General features: G+C 68.7%; 18 protein-coding genes and 1 riboswitch. Of the genes, 7 read left to right on the forward strand and 11 right to left on the reverse strand.

The features are described 5' to 3' along the window. Window positions 1–34 precede the first annotated feature (34 nt). From L6E10_RS33415 to L6E10_RS33440, 6 genes are all read right to left on the reverse strand, one after another. Window positions 35–1,024, reverse strand: a complete 990-nt coding sequence (locus L6E10_RS33415) for an iron ABC transporter substrate-binding protein (protein WP_236224141.1) — start codon at window positions 1,022–1,024, stop codon at window positions 35–37. Between the two features lie 367 nt (window positions 1,025–1,391). Beyond that, window positions 1,392–1,739, reverse strand: coding sequence for an STAS domain-containing protein (locus L6E10_RS33420; protein WP_236224142.1), 348 nt, complete (start codon window positions 1,737–1,739; stop codon window positions 1,392–1,394). Between the two features lie 6 nt (window positions 1,740–1,745). Beyond that, window positions 1,746–3,104: a SpoIIE family protein phosphatase gene (locus L6E10_RS33425; RefSeq protein ID WP_308102930.1), complete on the reverse strand. Its 1,359-nt coding sequence runs from the start codon at window positions 3,102–3,104 to the stop codon at window positions 1,746–1,748. Next, window positions 3,104–3,907: an alpha/beta fold hydrolase gene (locus tag L6E10_RS33430; protein WP_236224143.1), complete on the reverse strand. Its 804-nt coding sequence runs from the start codon at window positions 3,905–3,907 to the stop codon at window positions 3,104–3,106. Before L6E10_RS33430 ends, L6E10_RS33425 begins: the two co-directional genes overlap by 1 nt. 309 nt (window positions 3,908–4,216) lie before the next feature. Next, complete coding sequence (locus L6E10_RS33435) at window positions 4,217–5,104, reverse strand: SDR family oxidoreductase (protein ID WP_236224144.1); 888 nt, start codon at window positions 5,102–5,104, stop codon at window positions 4,217–4,219. Further along, a complete protein-coding gene (locus tag L6E10_RS33440; RefSeq protein WP_236224145.1) occupies window positions 5,101–6,297 on the reverse strand; it encodes a zinc-dependent alcohol dehydrogenase in 1,197 nt (398 codons plus the stop codon). The genes L6E10_RS33435 and L6E10_RS33440 overlap by 4 nt, the downstream gene beginning before the upstream one ends. 227 nt (window positions 6,298–6,524) lie before the next feature. Between L6E10_RS33440 and L6E10_RS33445 the strand changes: the two genes are divergently transcribed. Further along, window positions 6,525–6,872 (forward strand): hypothetical protein, encoded by a 348-nt coding sequence (locus L6E10_RS33445; RefSeq protein WP_236224146.1) that lies wholly within the window; start codon window positions 6,525–6,527, stop codon window positions 6,870–6,872. A 45-nt stretch (window positions 6,873–6,917) separates the two neighbouring features. Here L6E10_RS33445 and L6E10_RS33450 read toward each other — a convergent pair whose 3' ends face one another. Further along, window positions 6,918–10,184 (reverse strand): serine/threonine-protein kinase, encoded by a 3,267-nt coding sequence (locus L6E10_RS33450; RefSeq protein WP_236224147.1) that lies wholly within the window; start codon window positions 10,182–10,184, stop codon window positions 6,918–6,920. 6 nt (window positions 10,185–10,190) lie between these two features. Then, window positions 10,191–10,817, reverse strand: coding sequence for a hypothetical protein (locus L6E10_RS33455; RefSeq protein WP_236224148.1), 627 nt, complete (start codon window positions 10,815–10,817; stop codon window positions 10,191–10,193). An 81-nt stretch (window positions 10,818–10,898) separates the two neighbouring features. On the opposite strand from L6E10_RS33455, the gene L6E10_RS33460 reads away from it, so the two are divergent. The 3 genes from L6E10_RS33460 to L6E10_RS33470 all read left to right on the forward strand — a co-directional run bounded on the left by L6E10_RS33460 (window position 10,899) and on the right by L6E10_RS33470 (window position 13,229). Beyond that, window positions 10,899–11,543 (forward strand): SAVMC3_10250 family protein, encoded by a 645-nt coding sequence (locus L6E10_RS33460; protein WP_236224149.1) that lies wholly within the window; start codon window positions 10,899–10,901, stop codon window positions 11,541–11,543. A gap of 1 nt (window position 11,544) precedes the next feature. Next, entirely contained in the window at window positions 11,545–12,651 is a 1,107-nt protein-coding gene (locus L6E10_RS33465; protein ID WP_236224150.1) for a protein kinase, read from the forward strand. A 341-nt stretch (window positions 12,652–12,992) separates the two neighbouring features. Then, window positions 12,993–13,229: a hypothetical protein gene (locus tag L6E10_RS33470; protein WP_236224151.1), complete on the forward strand. Its 237-nt coding sequence runs from the start codon at window positions 12,993–12,995 to the stop codon at window positions 13,227–13,229. Between the two features lie 321 nt (window positions 13,230–13,550). Here the strand turns inward: L6E10_RS33470 and L6E10_RS33475 are convergent, their stop codons facing one another. Continuing rightward, window positions 13,551–13,871, reverse strand: a complete 321-nt coding sequence (locus L6E10_RS33475) for a hypothetical protein (protein ID WP_236224152.1) — start codon at window positions 13,869–13,871, stop codon at window positions 13,551–13,553. Between the two features lie 223 nt (window positions 13,872–14,094). On the opposite strand from L6E10_RS33475, the gene L6E10_RS33480 reads away from it, so the two are divergent. Both L6E10_RS33480 and L6E10_RS33485 read left to right on the forward strand, forming a co-directional pair. After that, window positions 14,095–14,316, forward strand: a complete 222-nt coding sequence (locus L6E10_RS33480) for a hypothetical protein (protein WP_236224153.1) — start codon at window positions 14,095–14,097, stop codon at window positions 14,314–14,316. Between the two features lie 187 nt (window positions 14,317–14,503). Next, complete coding sequence (locus L6E10_RS33485; RefSeq protein WP_236224421.1) at window positions 14,504–14,905, forward strand: adenosylcobinamide amidohydrolase; 402 nt, start codon at window positions 14,504–14,506, stop codon at window positions 14,903–14,905. Here L6E10_RS33485 and L6E10_RS33490 read toward each other — a convergent pair. Both L6E10_RS33490 and L6E10_RS33495 read right to left on the reverse strand, forming a co-directional pair. Then, window positions 14,799–15,827 (reverse strand): ribonucleotide-diphosphate reductase subunit beta, encoded by a 1,029-nt coding sequence (locus L6E10_RS33490; protein WP_236224154.1) that lies wholly within the window; start codon window positions 15,825–15,827, stop codon window positions 14,799–14,801. The genes L6E10_RS33485 and L6E10_RS33490 overlap by 107 nt on opposite strands. Then, entirely contained in the window at window positions 15,824–18,166 is a 2,343-nt protein-coding gene (locus tag L6E10_RS33495; protein WP_236224155.1) for a ribonucleoside-diphosphate reductase subunit alpha, read from the reverse strand. Before L6E10_RS33495 ends, L6E10_RS33490 begins: the two co-directional genes overlap by 4 nt. Before the next feature lie 111 nt (window positions 18,167–18,277). Beyond that, window positions 18,278–18,485, reverse strand: a riboswitch (cobalamin riboswitch). Between the two features lie 584 nt (window positions 18,486–19,069). On the opposite strand from L6E10_RS33495, the gene L6E10_RS33500 reads away from it, so the two are divergent. Continuing rightward, window positions 19,070–19,699, forward strand: coding sequence for a superoxide dismutase (locus L6E10_RS33500; RefSeq protein WP_236224156.1), 630 nt, complete (start codon window positions 19,070–19,072; stop codon window positions 19,697–19,699). Window positions 19,700–19,773 lie beyond the last annotated feature (74 nt).

The raw sequence follows: 19,773 nt of genomic DNA on the forward strand, positions 1-19,773 counted from the left end.
GTGGTCAGGACAGGCGCGGCCCGGTGGCCGGGTCTCAGGACAACCCCGCTTCCTGCAACAGCTTCACCGTCTCCTGCAGCGACGACAGCTTGGAGAGGTCGATGTCCGGCGCCTGGAGGTCCGTGATCGGCGGCAACCGGTGCTTGCCCGGCTTCACCGCCGGGTTGGCCGGGTACTCCGCGGTCTGGTCGGCGAAGTGCCGCTGCGCCTGCTCGGACAGCAGGAACCGCACGGCCTTCTGCGCCGCCTCGCTCTGGTTGGAGCCCTGGACGACCGCCACCCCCGCCACGTTGACCAGGGCGAGCGGGTCACCACCTCCGACCCGGTGCAGCTTCGCCTTCATGGTGGCCTCGCCGCCCTTCTCCGCGGCGGAGGCGTACCAGTAGTAGTGGTTGATCAGTCCGAACGGGAGCTGACCTTCGTCGACGGCCTTGAGGATGCTGATGTTGTTGTCGAACCGCTTGGGTTCGTTGGCCGCGAACTTCTTCAGCCAGTCCCTGGCGAAGACCTCGCCCTTGAGCACCCGCACGGAGGTCACGAACGCCTGCCACGACCCGTTGGTCGGCGCGTACCCGACCTTGCCCTTCCACTTCGGGTCGACGACGTCCTCGATCGCCTGCGGCAGCTCACTTTCGCTGACCACGCGGGGGTCGTAGGCGATCACGCGGGCACGGGCGCTCGTCGCGACCCACCGCTTGTCCTTCGCGCGGTAGTTCTCCGGCACCATGCCGAGCACGTCCGCCGGCAGCTCGGCCAGCCTGCCCTGCTCCCCCACGGCCCCGAGCGCGCCGGCGTCCTGGGAGAAGAAGACGTCCGCCTCGGTGCCCTGCCCTTCCTCCAGCAGCTGCGCGGCCATTTCACCGCTGCCGCCGTAGCGGACTTCCACATCGATTCCGACGGCTTCTTCCAGCTGCTCCAGGAGGGCGCCGACCAATTGTTCGTTGCGACCCGAATAAATGATCAGGTCGTTCTCGGAACTGCAGGCGGTCACCGTCGACGCCAGCAGCGCCGCTACCAGTGTCACGGTCCGTGCTCGACGCCTCACCAGCAGTCCTCCTCGGCCAATCCCCAGGTCAACAGGGGCGCCGACAAGGTAAAGCTAACCTAAGGCACCAATCAAGACGCAGTTGCCGTTACGCGGTGCGACGATGGACACATCACCTGTGCGGCTCCCCTCTCGGCGTCGCTCGCGCGGCATCCGAAAGTGGTTGCAAGATGGCGTCCGAGTGTGTGAAGAATTTTTGTGCCACTTCCAAACAATTGACACGCGCCGACTCCCAGCGCCTGCGCGGCGAGCACCGAACAGCGCGTCCCGCCTCACCCGTCCACAAAGGCACGCCGTGTTCGTCGGCAACGCCCGACTCCGCGGAGGAAGGTCCGGACGTGAGGCGTCAGCTCGGTTCCGGCACGGAGCCGTCGACGTGCCGGACGGGGATCAAGGTGTCCATGGCCGTCATGCGCAGCAGACGGCTGAGGCGGGCCGGGACGGCGGCCAGCGCCAGGCTGCCGCCACCCGCGTGCGCCTGTTGCCACAGGGCGATGACGACGCTCAGGCCCGAGGAGTCGCAGAAGTCCACTCCGGACATGTCCAGCAGCAGGTTCGTGAAACCCTCGGCGAGCAAGGACATTCCCCGTTCGCGCAGGCGTGGTGCCGTGACCGGGTCGAGCTCGCCGCTGATGGCGATCAGGGCGTGGCCGGCTTCGTCGTGCCGCACATCGAGGTGGAAAGCCTTCGTCATGGACAGTCAGCGCTCTCGATCGACGTCTGCGGCCGATGTGCCGGCACTGGGGACACCGAGGGCCAGCAGGGCGACGTCGTCATCGGTGCCGTTGGGCAAGCCGGCGAGGAAGGCGACCGTGTCGGCCACGACGGCAGCCGGGGCGCAGGGGCCGGTGCGCGCCACGAGCATGGCGGCGACCCCTTCGGTGTCGAGCAACTGGCCGTCGGCGTCCCGGGCCTCGGTCAGGCCGTCGGTGTAGAGCAGCAAGGTCTGACCGGGTTCGAGGTCGACGGTGGTCTCGGCGAAGCGGGCCTCGGGCAGCGCACCGACCAGCATCGCCCCGGGCAGCTCGACCGGCCGCACCCGGCTGTCCTCATCGCTCCCGTGCTCGGCGGAGAGGTGGAACGCCGGAGGGTGCCCGCCGCCGGCCAGCCGCACGGTCGTGCCGTGACGAGTCGGCGTGAGGGTGCCGTAGAGAACGGTGCAGAACCGGATGCCCACGCCCGGGTCGCGGAGCAGGGCGGTGTTGAGCGCGCTGAGAACCGCGATGGGGTCGTCGGGGTCGTGGTGAGCGGCGGCGCGGAGGGTGTAGCGGCTCAGCGAGGTCAACGCCGCGGCCTCGACACCTTTGCCGCACACGTCACCCAGGAAGAAACCCCAGGTGGTGTCCGTCAGCGGGAAGACGTCGTAGAAGTCGCCGCCGAGCTGGTCGGGGGAAGCGGTGTGGTAGTGCCTGGCCAGCTCCAAACCGGGCACCACCGGCAGCGACGGCGGCAGCAGGGTCTGCTGCAGCACCGCCAGCGTGGCCGCCAGCCGTTCCCGGTCGGCCTCGGCCTGCAGGCGGGCTCGCTCGGCCGCGGCGTAGGCCTGTTCGGCTTCTTGCCGGCGACGCAGGAGCTCCTCTTCGTAAGCGCGGCGGTCGGAGGCGTCGAACACCGTGGTGCGGATCAGCAGCTGCTCTCCCCCGTCACCGCGCTTGACCACCGACGAGACGAGCACCGCCAGCCGCCGGCCATCGGACGCCTTCATCTCCAGGGCGATGCCACGCAGCTCGCCCTGCATGCGCAGCAGCGGGGCGAAGTGCGTCTCGTGGTACAGCTTGCCGCCGACGGTGAGCAGATCGGCGAACCGCTTCCGGCCGACCACGGCCTCACGGGTCAGCCCCAGCCAGTCCAGCAGCGTGGCGTTGATCTTCGCGATGGTGCCGTCCATCATCGTGGACAGGTAGCCGCACGGCGCCGCGTCGTAGAGGTCCTCGGCGCTGTCCTCCAGCAGCGCCGTGAACGCCGCGTCCGTGCTGCCGGCGTGGCCTGGATCCGTGCCGCTCCCGGTGTGGGCGGGCTCCGGCGGGTCTTCGGCGGAGATCCCGTCCGCACGGCACATCACGGGTGGGTCCCGAGGAAGTCCACGATCGCCGCCGCGGTGGCCTCGGGTGCGCTCAGCTGCGGGCAGTGCCCGGTGGCGACGAGGGTGACCAGGCGGGAGGACGGGATCGCGGCGTGGACGAAGGCACCGACCTCGCGAGGCGCGATCGCGTCCTGGGCGCACTCGAGCACCAGCGTGGGCACCGCGACGTCGGCCAGGTCGGCACGGCTGTCGGACAGGAACGTGGTGCGGGCGAACACGCGGGCGATGTCGGGATCGGTGGCGCAGAAGCTGTTGGTGAGCTCCTGCCCGAGTTCCGGCCGCTCCGGGTTGCCCATGATCACCGGCGCCATCGCCGAGGACCAGCCCAGGTAGTTCGACTCCAGCGCGGCCAGCAGTTCATCGATGTCCTCGGCGGTGAACCCGCCGCGGTAGTCCGCGTCGTCGATGTAGCAGGGCGACGGCGCCACCATCACCAGCGACCCGATCCGCTGCGGAGCCATCCGCGCGGCCAGCACCCCGATCATGGCGCTGACCGAGTGACCGACCAGCACCGCCTGCTCGAGGTCCAGCTCCTCGCAGACGTCGATGATGTCCTGCGCGTATCCCTCAAGGCGTGAATACCGCTCCTCAGTCCACGAGGACAGGTCCGAGCCGCCCGATCCCACGTAGTCGAACAACACCACCCGGTGCCGCCGCGCCAACGCGGGAACGATCAACCGCCACATGTTCTGGTCGCAGCCGAAACCGTGCGCCAGCACCACGGTCTGCCCGTCGGCCGCGCCGGTGACCGTGACGTTGTTCCGGTGACGGATGTCCATGTGCTTCTCCCTCGGACCAGCCCAAGCTGATCACACTAGGCCTTGGCCGCACATGTGCGTCCACCGACCGTGCCGCGGCACGACGACGACGGCCCGTGTGACCTCCAGCAGAGCCTTCCGGCGATCACGGTGCAGACCCCACGGACCAGACGTCGATGGTGTCACCGGTGCCGTGGTGGATGACGCCCGGGACGGTGATCGGCTCCGGTCCGCCGGTGCGAGTCAGACCGCCGCGGATTCCGGCTCGGTCCTTTCACGACTCCGGGGAGAGCCGGCGCAGTTGCGTCTCGCTGATGCCGCTCCGCACCTTCACCGCTTGACGGGCCACCGCCCCTGCGCCCCTTCCACAGCGGGGTGCGGCCGGAACACGTTGCCCTGAGTGGCCGAAACCGTCTTCCCCGTCAGCGCCGCGAGGCGGAAGAGAGGTCCGACGAGCAGGTCGTACACACGGGGCAGGAAGCGGAACCCCGCGATGATGAGGGGATTCGCGGGACCGACCGGCACGGAGACGTTCCGCTGCGGACGGTCGGCCAGGCGGACGATCGCGGCCGCGACCCGTTCGGGGCTCAGGACCGGAACCGGTGGCCGCGCCGCGCGACCGGTGTAGTTGGCGGCTTGGTCGTAAATCGGCGTGTTGATGCTGCCGGGACTCACGATGCACACGTGCACCCCCGGCTCGTCGCGCGTCTCCTGTTGCAAGGTGCGCAGCAGGGCGCGCTGTCCCCACTTGGCCGTGGAGTAGGCGCCCATCTGCGGCACGGTGATCGAGCCGAGCAACGAGTTCACGCCGATGAACACGCCGCCGTGCTGGCGACGCAGAACCGGCAGGACCGCCTGTGCGAGGTGCAGCGTGCCGTGGACCGCGGTGTCCACGACCGAGGTGAACACCTCCGGGGGCATCCCCTCCGCGGTCCCGTACCCCATCACCGTCGCACTGTGCACGACGACGTCGATCCGCCCGTGACGATCGATCGTCTTCCCGACGATCCGGCCGGCGCCGCCGGGATCGCCGATGTCGTCGACGACGACGTCGACCGCGGCGTTTCCCGCGGCCCGGCAGGCCTTCTCCGCGGCGTCGAGCGCCTCACCGCTGCGGGAGACCAGGACCACGGCATCCCCGCGGGCGGAGAACGCCACCGCGGCGGCCAGCCCGATCCCGCTGCTCGCCCCCACGACGAGCACCACCCGGCCGGTCATGGGCTCAGCACGACCTTGATGCAGCCGTCGCTCTTGGCGCGGAACATCTCGTAACCCCGCGCGGCCTCGGCGAGCGGGAGGCGGTGCGTGGTCAGGTCCAGGGTGCCGAGCGGGTCGGCCGGGTCCAGCACCAGCGGCAGGATCTCGTCGGTCCACCGGCGCACGTGGGCCTGCCCCATCCGCAACTGGATCCCGCGGTCGAACATCTCCATCATCGGCATCGGGTCCTGCTCGCCGCCGTACACGCCGGACACGGACACCGTGCCACCGCGTCGCACACCCTTCATGGCGGCGTGCAGGGCGTCGAGGCGGTCCAGCGCGACCTTGTCGATCACCTTCTGGGCGATGCCGTCGGGAAGCAGCCCGGCGGCCTTCTGCGCCGCGGCGACCAGACCACCGCCGTGGGCCTCCATGCCGACGGCGTCGATGGTGGCGTCCGGCCCGCGTCCGTCCACCATGTCGATCAACGCGGCCGCCACCTCGTCGGAGCCGTCGAACTCGTCGAGGTTGACGGGTTCGGCCCCGTGGCGTTCGGCCAGCGCGAGGCGTTCGGGAACGCGGTCGACGCCGATGACGCGCCCGGCGCCGAGCCGCCTGGCGATCCGGACGGCGAACTGCCCGACCGGGCCGAGCCCGAGCACGGCGACGGTGCCACCGGGCGGGACGTCGGCGTAGCGGACCGCCTGCCACGCGGTCGGCAGGATGTCCGACAGGAACAGGAACTGCTCGTCGGGCGTGCCGTCCGGAACGACGATCGGCCCGAACTGGGCCTGCGGCACGCGCAGGTACTCGGCCTGGCCTCCGGGCACCGAGCCGTAGAGGGAGGTGTAGCCGAACAGGCTCGCGCCCTTGCCCTCCCCGCGCACCTGCGTCGTCTCGCACTGCGCGAACAGGTCACGCTCACACATCCAGCAGTGACCGCACGAGATGTTGAACGGCACCACGACCCGGTCACCCACCTTGAGGTGACCGCTCGCACCGGAACCGACCTCCTCCACGACGCCCATCGCCTCGTGACCGAGCACGTCGCCCGGCTTCAGGTAGGGCCCGAGCACCCCGTACAGGTGCAGGTCCGATCCGCAGATCGCGGTCGAGGTGACCCTGATGATCGCGTCGGTGGGCTCCTCGATCCGAGGATCCGGCACGTCCACGACCTCGACCTTCTCGTTGCCCTGCCACGTCAGCGCCTTCATGACCGCGCCACCTCCCCCGCCGGCGCGGTGGGACCTGCGGGCGTGACCGGGTTGCGCGGCACCGCGCACACGGCCGCCGTTGAGCGGGTGATCCGAGGCATACGACTTCCCCTCATTGCTGCGTTCCGACAAGGCAGCAGTACCCTCAGAAATCGACTCAAAACCGTTTCACTCGACAGTGTGCAGCGACACCGGCCGGCCCGAGCGAGCCCGTTAGAGTGGCCCACGTGGGCGTATCCCTCTACTACACGGCTCGCCGCTCGATCCCGCTGACCGGCGCCGAGTCCGCGGCGATCAGCCAGGTCGTCAGCACCTGCAACGAGAACGCGCCGTTCTCCGCGGAGGAAGAAGGGCTGCACCTCTACGACCGGCTGGAGCCGGGAACGGTGCTCGACGGGTCGACCAAGCTGCCCGCCGCGGACGATCGGGCGATCCCGTCGCTCATGCACTGGCTGCCGGCGGTGACAGCGCTGCGCAACGTGGTGCCGGACGCGGACTGGACCTTCACCCTCGACGACTACGAGATCGAGTGGGACGGCCACACCGGCTACCACCTGCCCGGCCTCACCGACTGATTTCCGGCAGCCGGGGACATCGCGCTGTCCACCGCCTGGAACGCGTCAGCGCCGGATCAGCTCCCAGTCGACGTCCCACACCCTGATTCGGCCGTCACCACCGGCGACGAGGACGTGGTTGCCGTCGGGCGTGAAGCAGACGGCGTCCGTCGCGCTGGTCGTTCCCTCGAGGTGGCCCCGGAACCGGCCGGCGGCGACCTCCCAGACACCGATCACGCCGGCTGACTCCACAACGAGTGCGATCTCGCCGTCCGGGCTCGTGCAGAGGTGGGACATGGTCGAACTGGTGTCGCGGCCGAGAGTGCGGACGAGTTCGAGCGACGCCATGTCACGCACTCGCACGCCCTGCCGCGAAGGAACCCCGACGGTGAGCAGGTGCCCTTCTGGCGTGATGCTCGCCGAGTACAGCGACTGCGACGGGTAGGTCTCGAGGAAGCGGGTGAACCGGCCGGACAGCAGGTCCCACTCGCGCACCGACCTGTCCCGCATGCCGACCGTGACGCAGAAACGTCCGTCCGGCGTGGGGAGAACGGCGGCGATGCCACCGGTGTGACCGCGAAGGACGTGCACCGGCCGTCCTGAGTTCAGTTCCCAGACGCGCGCTGTCGAGTCTTCGCCACCCGTCACCAAGAGTCGGCCATCAGACGTTGCGCACACACTGCGAACCGGACCGTGGTGGCCGCGCAGCACGTGCTCGAGTTCGCCGGATCGCCACACCCGCGTAGTGCCGTCGTCCGCGGTCGCCGCCACGTAGGGCCCGCTCGCGCACACCGAGCGGACGCGTTCCGCGTGCCCGGCGAGCGTGGCGAGCCGGCGGCGCGACGGCAAGTCCCACACCCGGACCGCGTTGTCGGCATGACCGGCGGACAGCACTCGGCCGTCCGATGTCGCGCAGATGCCCGTCAACGGGCCTTCGCCACCGTCCATGCCCTCGCTCGGCCACGCGGTGCGGAACTCCCGCCGCGCTGACGGCAGCTTCCGCCACGCTTCCATCAGCCGCGCCGACCTCTCGTGCCCGGGCAGGTCTCTCGCTCGGCGGAGCAGGTCGTGCGCCCGTTCCGGTTCCCGTTCGGCGCGGGCGAGCAGCTCCTCGGCCTCCTTGGACACCGTCAGCAACTCGGCGGCGGCACGGGACCGGGCGTGCCGCAACGGACTCGGCACCCACGCGCCGATCCGCCAGAGGCGGACCTCGGTGCGACCGGCGTGCACCAGCGTCCGCTCGTCCGGGGTGAGCAGGGCGTTGTCCTCGAACTGCACTCCATCGGTGATCGTGCGCAGACAACGGCCGGTCTCGATCTCCCACACCCGCACGACACCATGTAACTCCGTGGTCAGCGCCAGCCGGGGGTTGTCCCGCGGCAGCGCGACCGACCGGACGATGTCGGTGTGGCCGGTGAACACCTGCAGGCAGGCACCGGTGGAGAGGTCCCACAACCTCGCCGTGCGGTCGCCGCTCCCGGTCAGGGCCAGCCGTCCGTCCGGGGTCACGCTGATCGAGGTGAGCGAACCGGTGTGGCCGTTCAGCACGTGTGTGCACCGGCCCGTGCGGAGATCCCACACTCGTGCCGTGCGATCGGCGGCCCCGAACGAGCCGCCTGCCGCGGTGACCACGTGGTGAGCACCGATCTCGATCTTGTTCACCGGCCCGGTGTGTCCTTCGAGCGTGAACATCGCGGTGCCGGTGGTGAGGTCCCACGCCCGCACCGACCCGTCGTTCTGGCCCACGAGCGCGTGCCGGCCGTCCGCGGTCATCCGCAGTGCGGACACGCCCGAGGGGGCGGTGAGCCTGCGCGCCGGCCGCCTGCTGTCCAGGCGCTGGACCCGCACCGTCTTGAGGTCGCTGAGGAGCCTGGTGGTCAGGATGGTCCCGGCCTCGGCGGACAGCTCGAGGTGGAACGCGTCCCGCGTCCTGCCCCAACTGCTCTTCCGGAGCAGTGGACGGCCGCCGGCCAGGTCCCACAGCACCGCTTCCCAGGCCTTGCTCGCAGTGATCACCTGCCGGCCGTCGGAGCTGACCGCGATCTTCTCGACCTCATCGCCCTCACCGGCCAGGACGCGCACGCACGCGCCGGTCGCCATCTCGATCACGCGCACCGTCCCCGCACCGTCCCCCAGCAGCAGCAGCTTCCCGTCCGGCGTCACGCGCACAGGGGCAGCGCTCCGCCTCGATCCGATGTGGACGGTGTGAACCGGTGGCGCGTCACCACGTTCGGCTCGTACCAGGTCGATCAGCGGCCGGGCCCGTGACGGGTCCGTCGCCTCCAGATCGGTGAGCACCGCGTCGTCGGTGGTCCTGCCGGTCCGCCATCGCAGCACACCGGCGTTGTAGGTCGCTTCCGGGTGGCGCGGGTCGGCTTTCAACGCTTCGTCCAGGAGGTGCACGGCCTCCTCGGTGTGGCCAAGGTCCAGCACCGACAGCGCGCGGTTGTTCAACTCGTCCGCGCGGAGCACCGCCGCGGGAGGCGGGAGTCTGCGGAACGGGCCTGCCCCGGCTTCGTGCAGCCCGATCAACGCGGTCGCCACCTCGGCCATGTCACCGGGCCGGTTCGCGGGATCCCACTCCAGGCACGACCCGAGCAGCGCGGCAAGCCCACGCGGCAGGTCCAGACCCGCCAACGCTTTCCCCGCGGCGGGACCCGCGAGCCAGGTGACGTCACCGGTCGCCATCTCCAGGACGCGCACCGCGAAGCTCCAGACATCGCTGCGCGTCCCGGTGGTCTTCCCGGCCGCCTGTTCCGGTGACGCGTACTGCCTGGTGCCCCGGTGGGAACCGGTCGCCGCACCGGCCAGCCCGAAGTCGGTGATCTTCACGTCGCCGCCGACCAGGATGTTCGCCGGCTTCACGTCGCGGTGGACCACGCCGAGCGCGTGCGCGTGGGCAAGTCCCCAGGCCGCCTGCACGGCGAGGTCCGCGATCCGGGCGAAGACTTCCCGCTCTGACCCCGTGTACAGGCGGCGATCGCGGATCCAGTCGGCGAGGCTGCCACCGTGGACGTACTCGGCGACGACGGCGGGCACGCCGTCTATCGTGCGCACGTAGTGGCAGTTGCAGACGTGCGGGTGCAGCCCGATGTCGACCCACGTCCGCGCCTCGCGGGCGAACCTGTCGCGGTTCGCGGGCGTGCGGAAGAGCTCCGGCCGCGGCCGTTTGATCGCCACGTCGACGTCCCAGCCGAGGTGCCTGGCCCGGTAGACCACGCCCATGCCACCGCGGTGCACACCGGTGATCTCGTACCGGTCCAGCACCCGGTCACCCACGTCCCACTCGACGAGGGGCGCGGGCGGGTCGCCGTCCAGGGTGTGCTCGTCCACTGCTGCTCAGGTGGCGATGTCGAGGGCGAGGTTGAACGCCGTCGACAGCATCGAGGGCACGAACAACTCCTCCTCGGGTGGCATGGGCCAGTGCGGGACGGCGGTGTCGATGTTGAACAACACCGCGAACGAGCACCCGGCGCGGAAGACGTCCGGTGCGCTGTCCCAGCTCTGCTCACCGCTCCTCGCGATCAGGCGCATGTCCGTTCGCAGCTCACGCAGCAGTCGCAACACCCGGTATCGACGGCGGCGCAGCATGCCGAGCCCGTCCGCCTTCAGCCCCTCGCTCGCCTGCTTCGCCGGGCTGTTCCACCACTCCAGCGGGCGTGGCCGGACGATCGACGTGGTGGCGGTCCCCTCGAACACGACGTTCAGCAGGAGCTGCTCGTCGGGGTCCGGGCTGTCCAGCGGGTCGGGGTGCCGCGTGACCTGCAGCCCCCTCGGCCCGACGTGCGTGCCGCCGTACGAGAACCACAGGTGGCGGCGCAGGGCGAGGTCGACGAACTGAGCGGCGCAGACGCGGCCGTACCGGAAATGGGCGTCCTCGTCCATGACGGGGTGCAGGATCGCGCCTGCCCGCAGGAGGTTGCCCACCTCCTGGCGCACGGTGCTCATGAAGATCGGCAGGGTCACCGCACACATGATGGCAAGAACACCGGACCGATGGGTGGACATCGGTGAGACGATCATGCCGAGGAGCACCGAGGGGGTTGGATGTCGTTCCAGTACTTCGTCTACATCAGCGACAGCAAGGTGGACATGCTGTTGCAGCAGATCGACCCTGCCGCGACGCGCAAGCGCACGTCCGAGCTGGCGGTGGACCTGAAGTTCCTCAAGGGCAAGCGTGGCGCGGAAGCCGTGGTGGGCGCCGACCGCACGGCGCGGCTCGAGCGCGTCGTCCGGTACCTGACCGACTTCGGCGACCTCGGTTCGGTGGACGAACCGGGCCAGTTCTTCTGGGGCATGCTGCCGCTGACGTGGGGCCCGCTGGTCGGCGCGGACGGCCTGTCACTCGTGTACTTCGGTGGACGCACCGGACAGACCGTGCTCGGCCTCGGCGGTTCACGCGCCCACGTGTTCGGCGCTCCGCCCCAGAGCGAACAGGACCCGCTGGTCAGCCGGTCGATGCTGCCGTCCCTGCTGGACGGCATCGTCAAGGCGCCGGAGGTCGCGGCCGTGCTCACCGAGAAGTACGACGGGAACGCCGAAGCGCTCGAAGCCGTCCGCCGGACGACCGCCGACCTGCGAGGACCCGCCCAGAACATGGAGTTCGTCGCCCGCCGGCTGCTGCACGGGAAGAGCACGGGCGGCGACACGGTGCTGCTCGGTTCGCCGTTGTACGTGGCACTCGTGGACTGACGTGCGCTGGGCAGTCCACCTGAAGGTCGACGGGGTGCGGCAAGTCCACCTGGCTCCTCGAACGGTGGTGGCGGGCCGCGACCCGGGCTGCGCGCTGCGGGTCGGGGACCTCACCGCCTCCCGCCGGCACTGCCGCTTCACCATCGCACCTCCCGCAGTCCGCGTGCACGACCTGGGCAGCCGCCACGGCACCCACGTCAACGGCGTCCCGGTCGACGAGCACGACCTCGCCGACGGCGACGAGGTCCGCATCGGTTCGACGATCGTGCGGATCGCCGTGACGCCGGCACAGTTCGCCGGCTACACGCTCGAAAAGGAACTCGGAGGCGGTGCTCAGGGCACGGTGTTCCTCGCCCGGCACGCCAACAGCGGTCCCGCGGCCGTGAAGGTGCTGCACGACATGACGCCGCAGACCGCGGCGCTCCTCATCCGCGAGGTCACGGCCATGCGAGCGTTGCGGCACCCGAACATCGTCCCGCTGCTCGACGCGGGTACCGAGCCGGTGCCTTTCCTCGTGAGCTCCTACTGCGACGGCGGCAGCATCGAGGAGTCGGGCAAACAACCCTTGGTGGAGGCAGTCCGGATCATCCGCGACGTCCTGACCGGTCTGGCCCACGCCCATTCCGCCGAGGTGCCCGGCGTCCGCCTCGCCGACGGCACCACCCGGTCAGCGAGAGGCATCGTGCACCGGGACGTCAAGCCGCAGAACGTCCTGCTCCACGGAGGCGTCGCACGACTGGCCGACTTCGGGCTCGCCAAAGCCTTCGACCTCGCCGGTCTCTCCGAACACACCCGCACCGGCGAAGTGGGCGGCAGCCTCGGTTTCATGCCACGCGCGCAGATCCTGAACTACCGCTACGCCCCACCCTCCGTGGACGTGTGGGCATGCGCGGCGACCCTCTACTGGATGCTGACCGGCACCACACCACGCGACTTCCCCGCAGGCGCCGATCCGGTCGCCGTGGTGCTCCGCGAGCCGGCGGTGCCGATCCGGGCACGCGAACCAGCCCTGCCGGCACGTCTCGCCGCCGCCGTCGACGAGGTGCTGACCGAGGACGAGCCGGTGTCCGCCGAGCGGTTCCGCGACATGCTGATCGAAGCTGGGTGAGGCGCGCGAACCCCTGCGGCTCAACGGAGTTCGGCAGTCGCCGTCAGCTCGTCAGCCGCGCTATTGCTTCACGTCGACTGCGCACCAGCGCACTCACTCTTTCGATGGATTCTTCGCTGCTGGAGATGTTTTTGCGGTGAGGATAACGGCAGGTCGTCGCCTGGGTGTCACCCAGGAATGCGACACGAATTCACCCAATCGTGTAAACGAAACCTGATTCGCATCCTCGCGCGAGTGATGGGCAGTTTGGTTCTTCCCGCACCGCTGGATATGGTTCGGCCGAGATCGTCACCTGTGTCTCTTCTGGCGATCCGCGACCCAAAACATCTGAAGGAGTTTTTGTGCTGAAGAAGGCTGGAGCGGCCATCGCTATCGCGGGCGCTTTCATCGGTATCGGCTCGACGGCGTCGGCCGACGCCCCGGAGCTGGACCTCACCCACCAGGTCGGCGGGGTCAACCTCGACGACTCCGAGGTGCTCAGCGACCTGAACGTCTGCTTCATCGACGTCAACGTCATCGCGGTGCCGGTCCTGTCCGGCAACGACAGCGGCCTGTGCGCGAACCCGGACGACAACTGATGTGAGCGGCGCATCCCTTCGGTTGCGCCGTGGTGGCAAGTCGGGGCGGAGTCGCGGTGGGGTATACCGGGCTCCGCCCAGCCATTTGCGCTGCGAGGTCGAAACCGATGCAGGCAGGACTACCAAGACTCGGCGGCAGACGGGCTGGTCGTCGAAGCTGACTGCCATGCCGCAGAACTGCTTGAGCCCGTTGATGCAGCGTTCAACCACGTTGCGATTTTCGTACAGGTCGGGTCGAAGGGCGGTGTTCTGCCGATGCCGAGCCTTGACTTTACGGCGGTCGATCCGGTCGATTCGTTCGGAAATAGTGGCATTGATCCGTCACTGACGTAACGCGGTGCGAATGCTGCGGTGAGCGCTACTAGCTCCTGGCTGCTGCACGATGAGCACAGGCGTTCCGGAGACCTCGATGGTGCAGCCCGCCCGCACCGGAGGGCTGGTGCCGTCGAGACCGCGCACCTCCTCGGCACGTGGTGGGAGTGACGTCGTCGCGGTGCCCTCGTGCGTCCAGCGGATCATGAGCAGCCGTCCGTCGTCCGCGGTGAACTCGCACTGCCACACGTTCGCCGGCAAGTCGATGGCGAGGCCCTGCCCGCACGACCGGGTGTTCGTGCGGGTCAGCCACCGCTGCAGCTCCCCCACCGCCAGCGCGGCCGACGTGTCGGCGACGGTGTTGTCCTGGCGGCCGCCGCCGCGGCCCGAGCAGGGGTCGCGGACAGGAGCACGACCTCACGCGGTTGTTCCCCTCCGGTGCATTCCACCGGTGTCGGCGAGGTTCCCGCGCTCACAGGTCGCCGGTGCACGCGAGCGTGAGGCGATCTTCGTCTCGACCGGTGCCGCCGTCACGCCGAGCGGGACGTTGCCGGTGATCAGTCACGCCGGCTTCCCCACCTGGCTGGCCGAACCACCACCGGACTTCCTGGCCGAGCAACTGATCCCTGACTCCGTGATCCTCGACGTGCCGGACGCCGGGCCTGGCGGATGGGCAGTCGACACCGAACAGGTGATCTCCCGCGAGGTCACCGGGCCATCAGAAGAGCCAGGGACCGTGAACTACGCCGTGTTGCGGGTTCGCCGACTCAGCTGACAGTGGTCGTGCCTTGATTGCAATCCTGCGGTTAGTGGCCTTTGCCGTCGGTTGACTCCGCGCCGGAGCTTGCTTTCAGTATACACTGAAGCTATGGAGAGAATCAGTGCGGTGGCGTGAGGCGGTGCTTTCGATCAAGGAAGTCCTCGACGAACGGGGCGACCGGCGGCCCGTTCTGTCGTGGGAGATGGTCGTGACGGCCGCCGAGGCCAAAGCTCAAGCCCTGGCCGAAGCAGGCACGCCAGGCACAGGGACACCGAGCGACGCGGTCGTAGTCTGCTGCCCGAGCGGCGACGGCGAGCAGCATGGCGGCTCGAGGTCGTCATGGGGCGCGATCCAGGCGTGGGCCTGCATCACGTGCAGGCCACACCTGGATTTTTGCTTACCGGGTAAGGACATCCTGATCCAGCAGCTGAGCCACTATTACCGCTGTCAGCAAACAGTTCAGAAGGGCGGCCAGAGGACCTGGTCGCCCTTCTCCTCTAGAAGTCCTCGTCGAACGACACCGTGCCGGTCACCCCGACCTGGTACGCCGACACCCTGCGCTCGAAGAAGTTCGACAGCTCCTGCACGTCCTGCAACTCCATGAACGCGAACGGGTTCTTCGACCCGTAGATCGGCTCGACCCCGAGCACCTGCAACCGACGGTCGGCGACGTGCTCCAGGTACGACCGCATGTCCGCCACCGACATGCCGGCAACGCCACCGCCGAGCAGGTCCTCGGCGAACTGCACTTCGGCGTTCACGGCCTCGCGCAGCATCTGCCGGACGTCCTCGAACAATGACTCGTCGAACAGGTCCGGCTCCTCGCGGCGCACGGTGTCAACGACGTCGAACGCGAACGCCATGTGCATCGACTCGTCGCGGAACACCCAGTTGGTCCCGGACGCGAGTCCGTTCAGCAACCCGCGCGACCGCAGGAAGTAGACGTAGGCGAAGGCGCCGTAGAAGAACAGGCCCTCGATGCACGCCGCGAAGCAGATCAGGTTGAGCAGGAACGATCGGCGGTCCTCGCGCGTCCGCAGCTCTGTCAGCGACGAGATCGAGTCGATCCACTTGTAGCAGAACTCGGCTTTGGCGCGGATCGACGAGATCGTCTCGACCGCGGCGAACGCGTCGGCGCGGTCGTTCTCGTCGGGCAGGTAGGTGTCGAGCAGCGTCAGGTAGAACTGGACGTGCACGGCCTCCTCGAACAGCTGACGCGACAGGTAGAGCCGCGCCTCGGGAGCGTTGACGTGCTCGTAGAGGTTGAGCACCAGGTTGTTCGCGACGATGGTGTCGCCGGTCGCGAAGAACGCCACGAGCCGGTTGACCAGGTGCCGCTCGGCCTCGGAGAGCTTGCCGAGGTCGGCGAGGTCCGAGTGGAGGTCGACCTCCTCGACGGTCCAGGTGTTCTTGATGGCGTCACGGAAGCGCTCGTAGAACAGCGGGTAGCGCATGGGCCGCAGCGTGAGGTCCATGCCGGGGTCGAGCAGGGCGTTCTTGCGACTGGTGTTCGACAGCGTGGTCACTGGCAAGCCTCACAGGACTCGGGGTTCTCCAGGGAGCAGGCGACGGCGTCGGCCGAGGTGGCGGTCGGGACGCTGACGGTGGCCTGCTGGATGCGCGTCGCCGGACGGGAGCGCAGGTAGTACGTGGTCTTCAGCCCGGCTTTCCAGGCATAGAGGTACATCGAGGAGAGCTTGCCGATCGTCGGCGAGGCGACGAACAGGTTCAGCGACTGGCTCTGGTCGATGTACGGTCCGCGCGCCGCGGCCAGTTCGATCAGCGACTTCTGCGGCAACTCCCACGCTGTGCGGAACAACGAGCGCACTTCCTCGGGCAACTCGCCGACGCCCTGCACCGAGCCCTCGTCCTGCTTGAGCCGGTTGCGGATCGCGTCCGTCCACAGGCCGCGGGACTTGAGCTCGCGCACCAGGTAGGAGTTGATCTGCAAAAACTCGCCGGACAGCGTCTCACGCTTGAACGTGTTCGACACCTGCGGCTCAATGCACTCGAAGCAGCCGGCGATCGAGGCGATCGTCGCGGTGGGCGCGATGGCGATCAGCAGCGAGTTGCGCAGCCCGTGCTCGCTGACCCGCTCACGCAGGGCGCTCCACCGTTCGGTTTGCGTGGGCGTGACGCCCCACAGGTCGGGCTGCAGATCTCCCTTGGCGGCGCGCGTTTCCGCGAACGCCGGGTGCGCGCCTGCGGACGAGGCGAGCTCGGCCGAGGATTCCAGGGCCGTCAGGTAGATCTCCTCGGCGATGCGCGTCGACAGCTCGCGCGCCTGTGGTGAGTCGAACGGCAGGCGCAGCTTGAAGAACACGTCCTGCAGGCCCATGACACCGAGGCCCACCGGGCGCCAGCGCGGGTTGGACCGCGCCGCCTGCTCGGTCGGGTAGTAGTTGATGTCGATCACGCGGTCGAGGAACACCACAGCGGTGCGGACCGTGGAACGCAGGCGCTGCCAGTCGATCCTGCCATCGGCCACGTGCGCGCCGAGGTTGACCGAGCCGAGGTTGCAGACCGCGGTCTCCTCGTCGCTGGTGACCTCGATGATCTCGGTGCACAGGTTGGACAGGTGCACCACGTTGCCCGGTTCGGCGGTCTGGTTGCACATGCGGTTCGCCGTATCCTTGAACGTCATCCAGCCGTTGCCGGTCTGGGCGAGCGTGCGGATCATCCGTCCATAGAGGTCACGAGCCTTGACCGTGCGCACAGCCCGGCCGGCCTCTTCAGCGCCGCGGTAGGCGCGGTCGAATTCGTCACCCCACAGGTCGACCAGCTCCGGGACCTCGTCCGGGTCGAACAGCGACCAGTCCTGGTCAGCCTCGACGCGGCGCATGAACTCGTCGGGGATCCAGTTGGCCAGGTTGAGGTTGTGCGTGCGGCGGGCGTCCTCGCCGGTGTTGTCGCGCAGCTCGAGGAACTCCTCGATGTCCGGGTGCCACGTCTCCAGGTAGACGCAGGCAGCGCCCTTGCGGCGGCCGCCCTGGTTGACCGCCGAGACCGACGCGTCAAGCGTGCGCAGCCACGGCACGATACCGTTGGAGTGGCCGTTCGTGCCGCGGATCAACGCACCACGTGACCGGACTCGGGACCATTGCACGCCGATGCCACCGGCGAACTTCGACAGCCGGGCGATCTGCTTGTACCGGTCGTAGATCGACTCCAACTCGTCGCGCGGCGAGTCGAGCAGGTAGCACGAGGACATCTGGGTGTGCACCGTGCCGGAGTTGAACAGGGTCGGCGAGCTGGGCAGGTACGCCAGCGACGACATCAGCCGGTAGAAGTCGATGGCCTCGGCGGCGGTGTGCGAGAGACCGCAGGCGACGCGCAGCAGCCAGTACTGCGGCTGCTCGATCACCGAGCGCTTCGCGGGGTGGCGCAGCAGGTAGCGGTCGTAGACGGTGCGCAGACCGAAGTACTCGAACCGCCGATCACCCTCGAGGTCGATCGCGTTGTCGAGCTCGCGGGCGTTGGCGGCCGCGAACTTCGCGGTCGCGTCACCGATCAGGCCCTCCGCGTGGCCGAGGGCAACGCTCTGACTGAAGGACTGCACGCCCTGCCGGTGCACTTCCTTCTCGATGAACGCCGCAAGCAGACCAGCGGCCAGCTTGGAGTACTCGGGCTCTTCCGACACGAGCGCCGCGGCGGTCTGGATCGACAGCCGGTCCAGCTCCTCGGTGGTGGCGCCGTCGTAGAGGCCGCTGATCGTCTTGGTGGCGACCCGCAACGGGTCGACGTCGTGCAGACCGACCGCGCAGCGCTCGACCGCGCGCACGATCTTGTTCAGGTCGACCGGTTCGAGTGAACCATTGCGTTTCTTGACGCGCATCGTGGTGGCGACTGTGTCGACCGCCGTCATAGCTCTCTCCTCGCGAGCTCAGGTGGCCACGAGGACAGCGAGGAGCGAACGGGCGCGCGCGACCGCCACGTCCTCCCGCCCTCCCTCGGGGCCTCGGACACCCGCACGCGTCGAAGCGTGCGGGGCGCTGGCAGGTCTTCGGACTCGCGGGCACGCCTGTCGGCTCCTACCGGCCGTCGCTTCCCAGACGTTCACGTCCAGTGCTTCTGACGGCTTTCGTTCCCGTTCACCGCTGCGGGGCAGTCCCGGACTCACACCGGGTTCCCTCTTGCGACGACCGATCTGGATGATCGGCCGAACCAGCTCTGCGGCACACTACATGGGCGGAGTCGAGTGATCTGCAACTACATCTAGTGGGCGTGTTATTCGCTTGGGCAGCACCCGAACGATCACTCCAGCGATGGCCGAGCTGTGCCCGCACTCCCCTGAGCCGCACCGTCGCGCCCAAGTGCGTTCGCACCGGCTTGATCAGTGAACAGCGGATCGACGTCGTCAGATCATCATGCCTTGTTCACTGACGCCAATTCCCCTGTTGGACCAGCAGACCTGGTGACGGCCAGCCCGGCGTGCGCGAGCCACGGACAGGCGATGTGGGCGTACCAGGCCAGCGGGTGCGGGTCGACCAACTGACCGAGCGACACGCTCCCAGCTACAGCTCCCGATGATCCGGATTCACCATCAGGTCAAGAGGCTCGCCGGCAGTCGGCCGCCCGTGGACAGCACCAATGACCTGGACACGCGCCTGAATGATCCTGGGTGCTCGGGATAGCGAGGCGCGCCACGGACCCGTCCGTGATTCCCGCGAAGCACTCCTCCACCCCACCTCACGATCAGTCTGTTGCAAATCTATGGCTCTTGCGAAAGAGTGGCGATAGACCCCACGGAGTTCTCGGAGAAGCCCCCATGAGCCAGTACGTGCTGCCGGATCTGCCCTACGATTACGCGGCGCTTGAGCCCGCGATCACCGGCGAGATCCTTGAGCTGCACCACAGCAAGCACCACGCCGCCTACGTCAAGGGCGCGAACGACAGCCTGGAACGGCTTGCCGAAACCCGGGAGAAGGAGGACTTCACCGGCATCGTCGGCTTGGAGAAGACCTTCGCCTTCAACCTGTCCGGGCATGTGCTGCACACGATGTTCTGGGACAACTTGAGCCCGGACGGCGGAGACCGCCCCGACGGCGAGCTCGCTGCCGCGATCGACGAGCACTTCGGCTCGTTCGACGCGTTCGCCAAGCAGCTCTCGGCCGCGACGTCGCTGGTGCAAGGGTCGGGCTGGGGCGTGCTGGCGTGGGAGCCGCTGTCGCAGCGCCTGATCGTCGAGCAGGTCTACGACCACCACGGCAACGTCGGCATGAACACCACGCCCGTGCTGGTGTTCGACGCGTGGGAGCACGCCTACTACCTGCAGTACCGCAACGTGCGACCGGACTACGTGCAGAAGCTGTGGTCACTGGTCAACTGGACCGACGTCACCCGCCGGTTCGACCAGGCCCGCGCGGGCGGCTCGGGGCTCATCGCGCCGTCGAAGTAGGCCACCGAAGGCTGGCAGTGGGTGCTCCGACAAGCCACCTCGCTGCCGTGACGTGCCCCCGTCACCCGGCGGGG

Source organism: Lentzea sp. CC55 (assembly GCF_021056325.1).
GTDB lineage: Bacteria > Actinomycetota > Actinomycetes > Mycobacteriales > Pseudonocardiaceae > Lentzea > Lentzea jiangxiensis.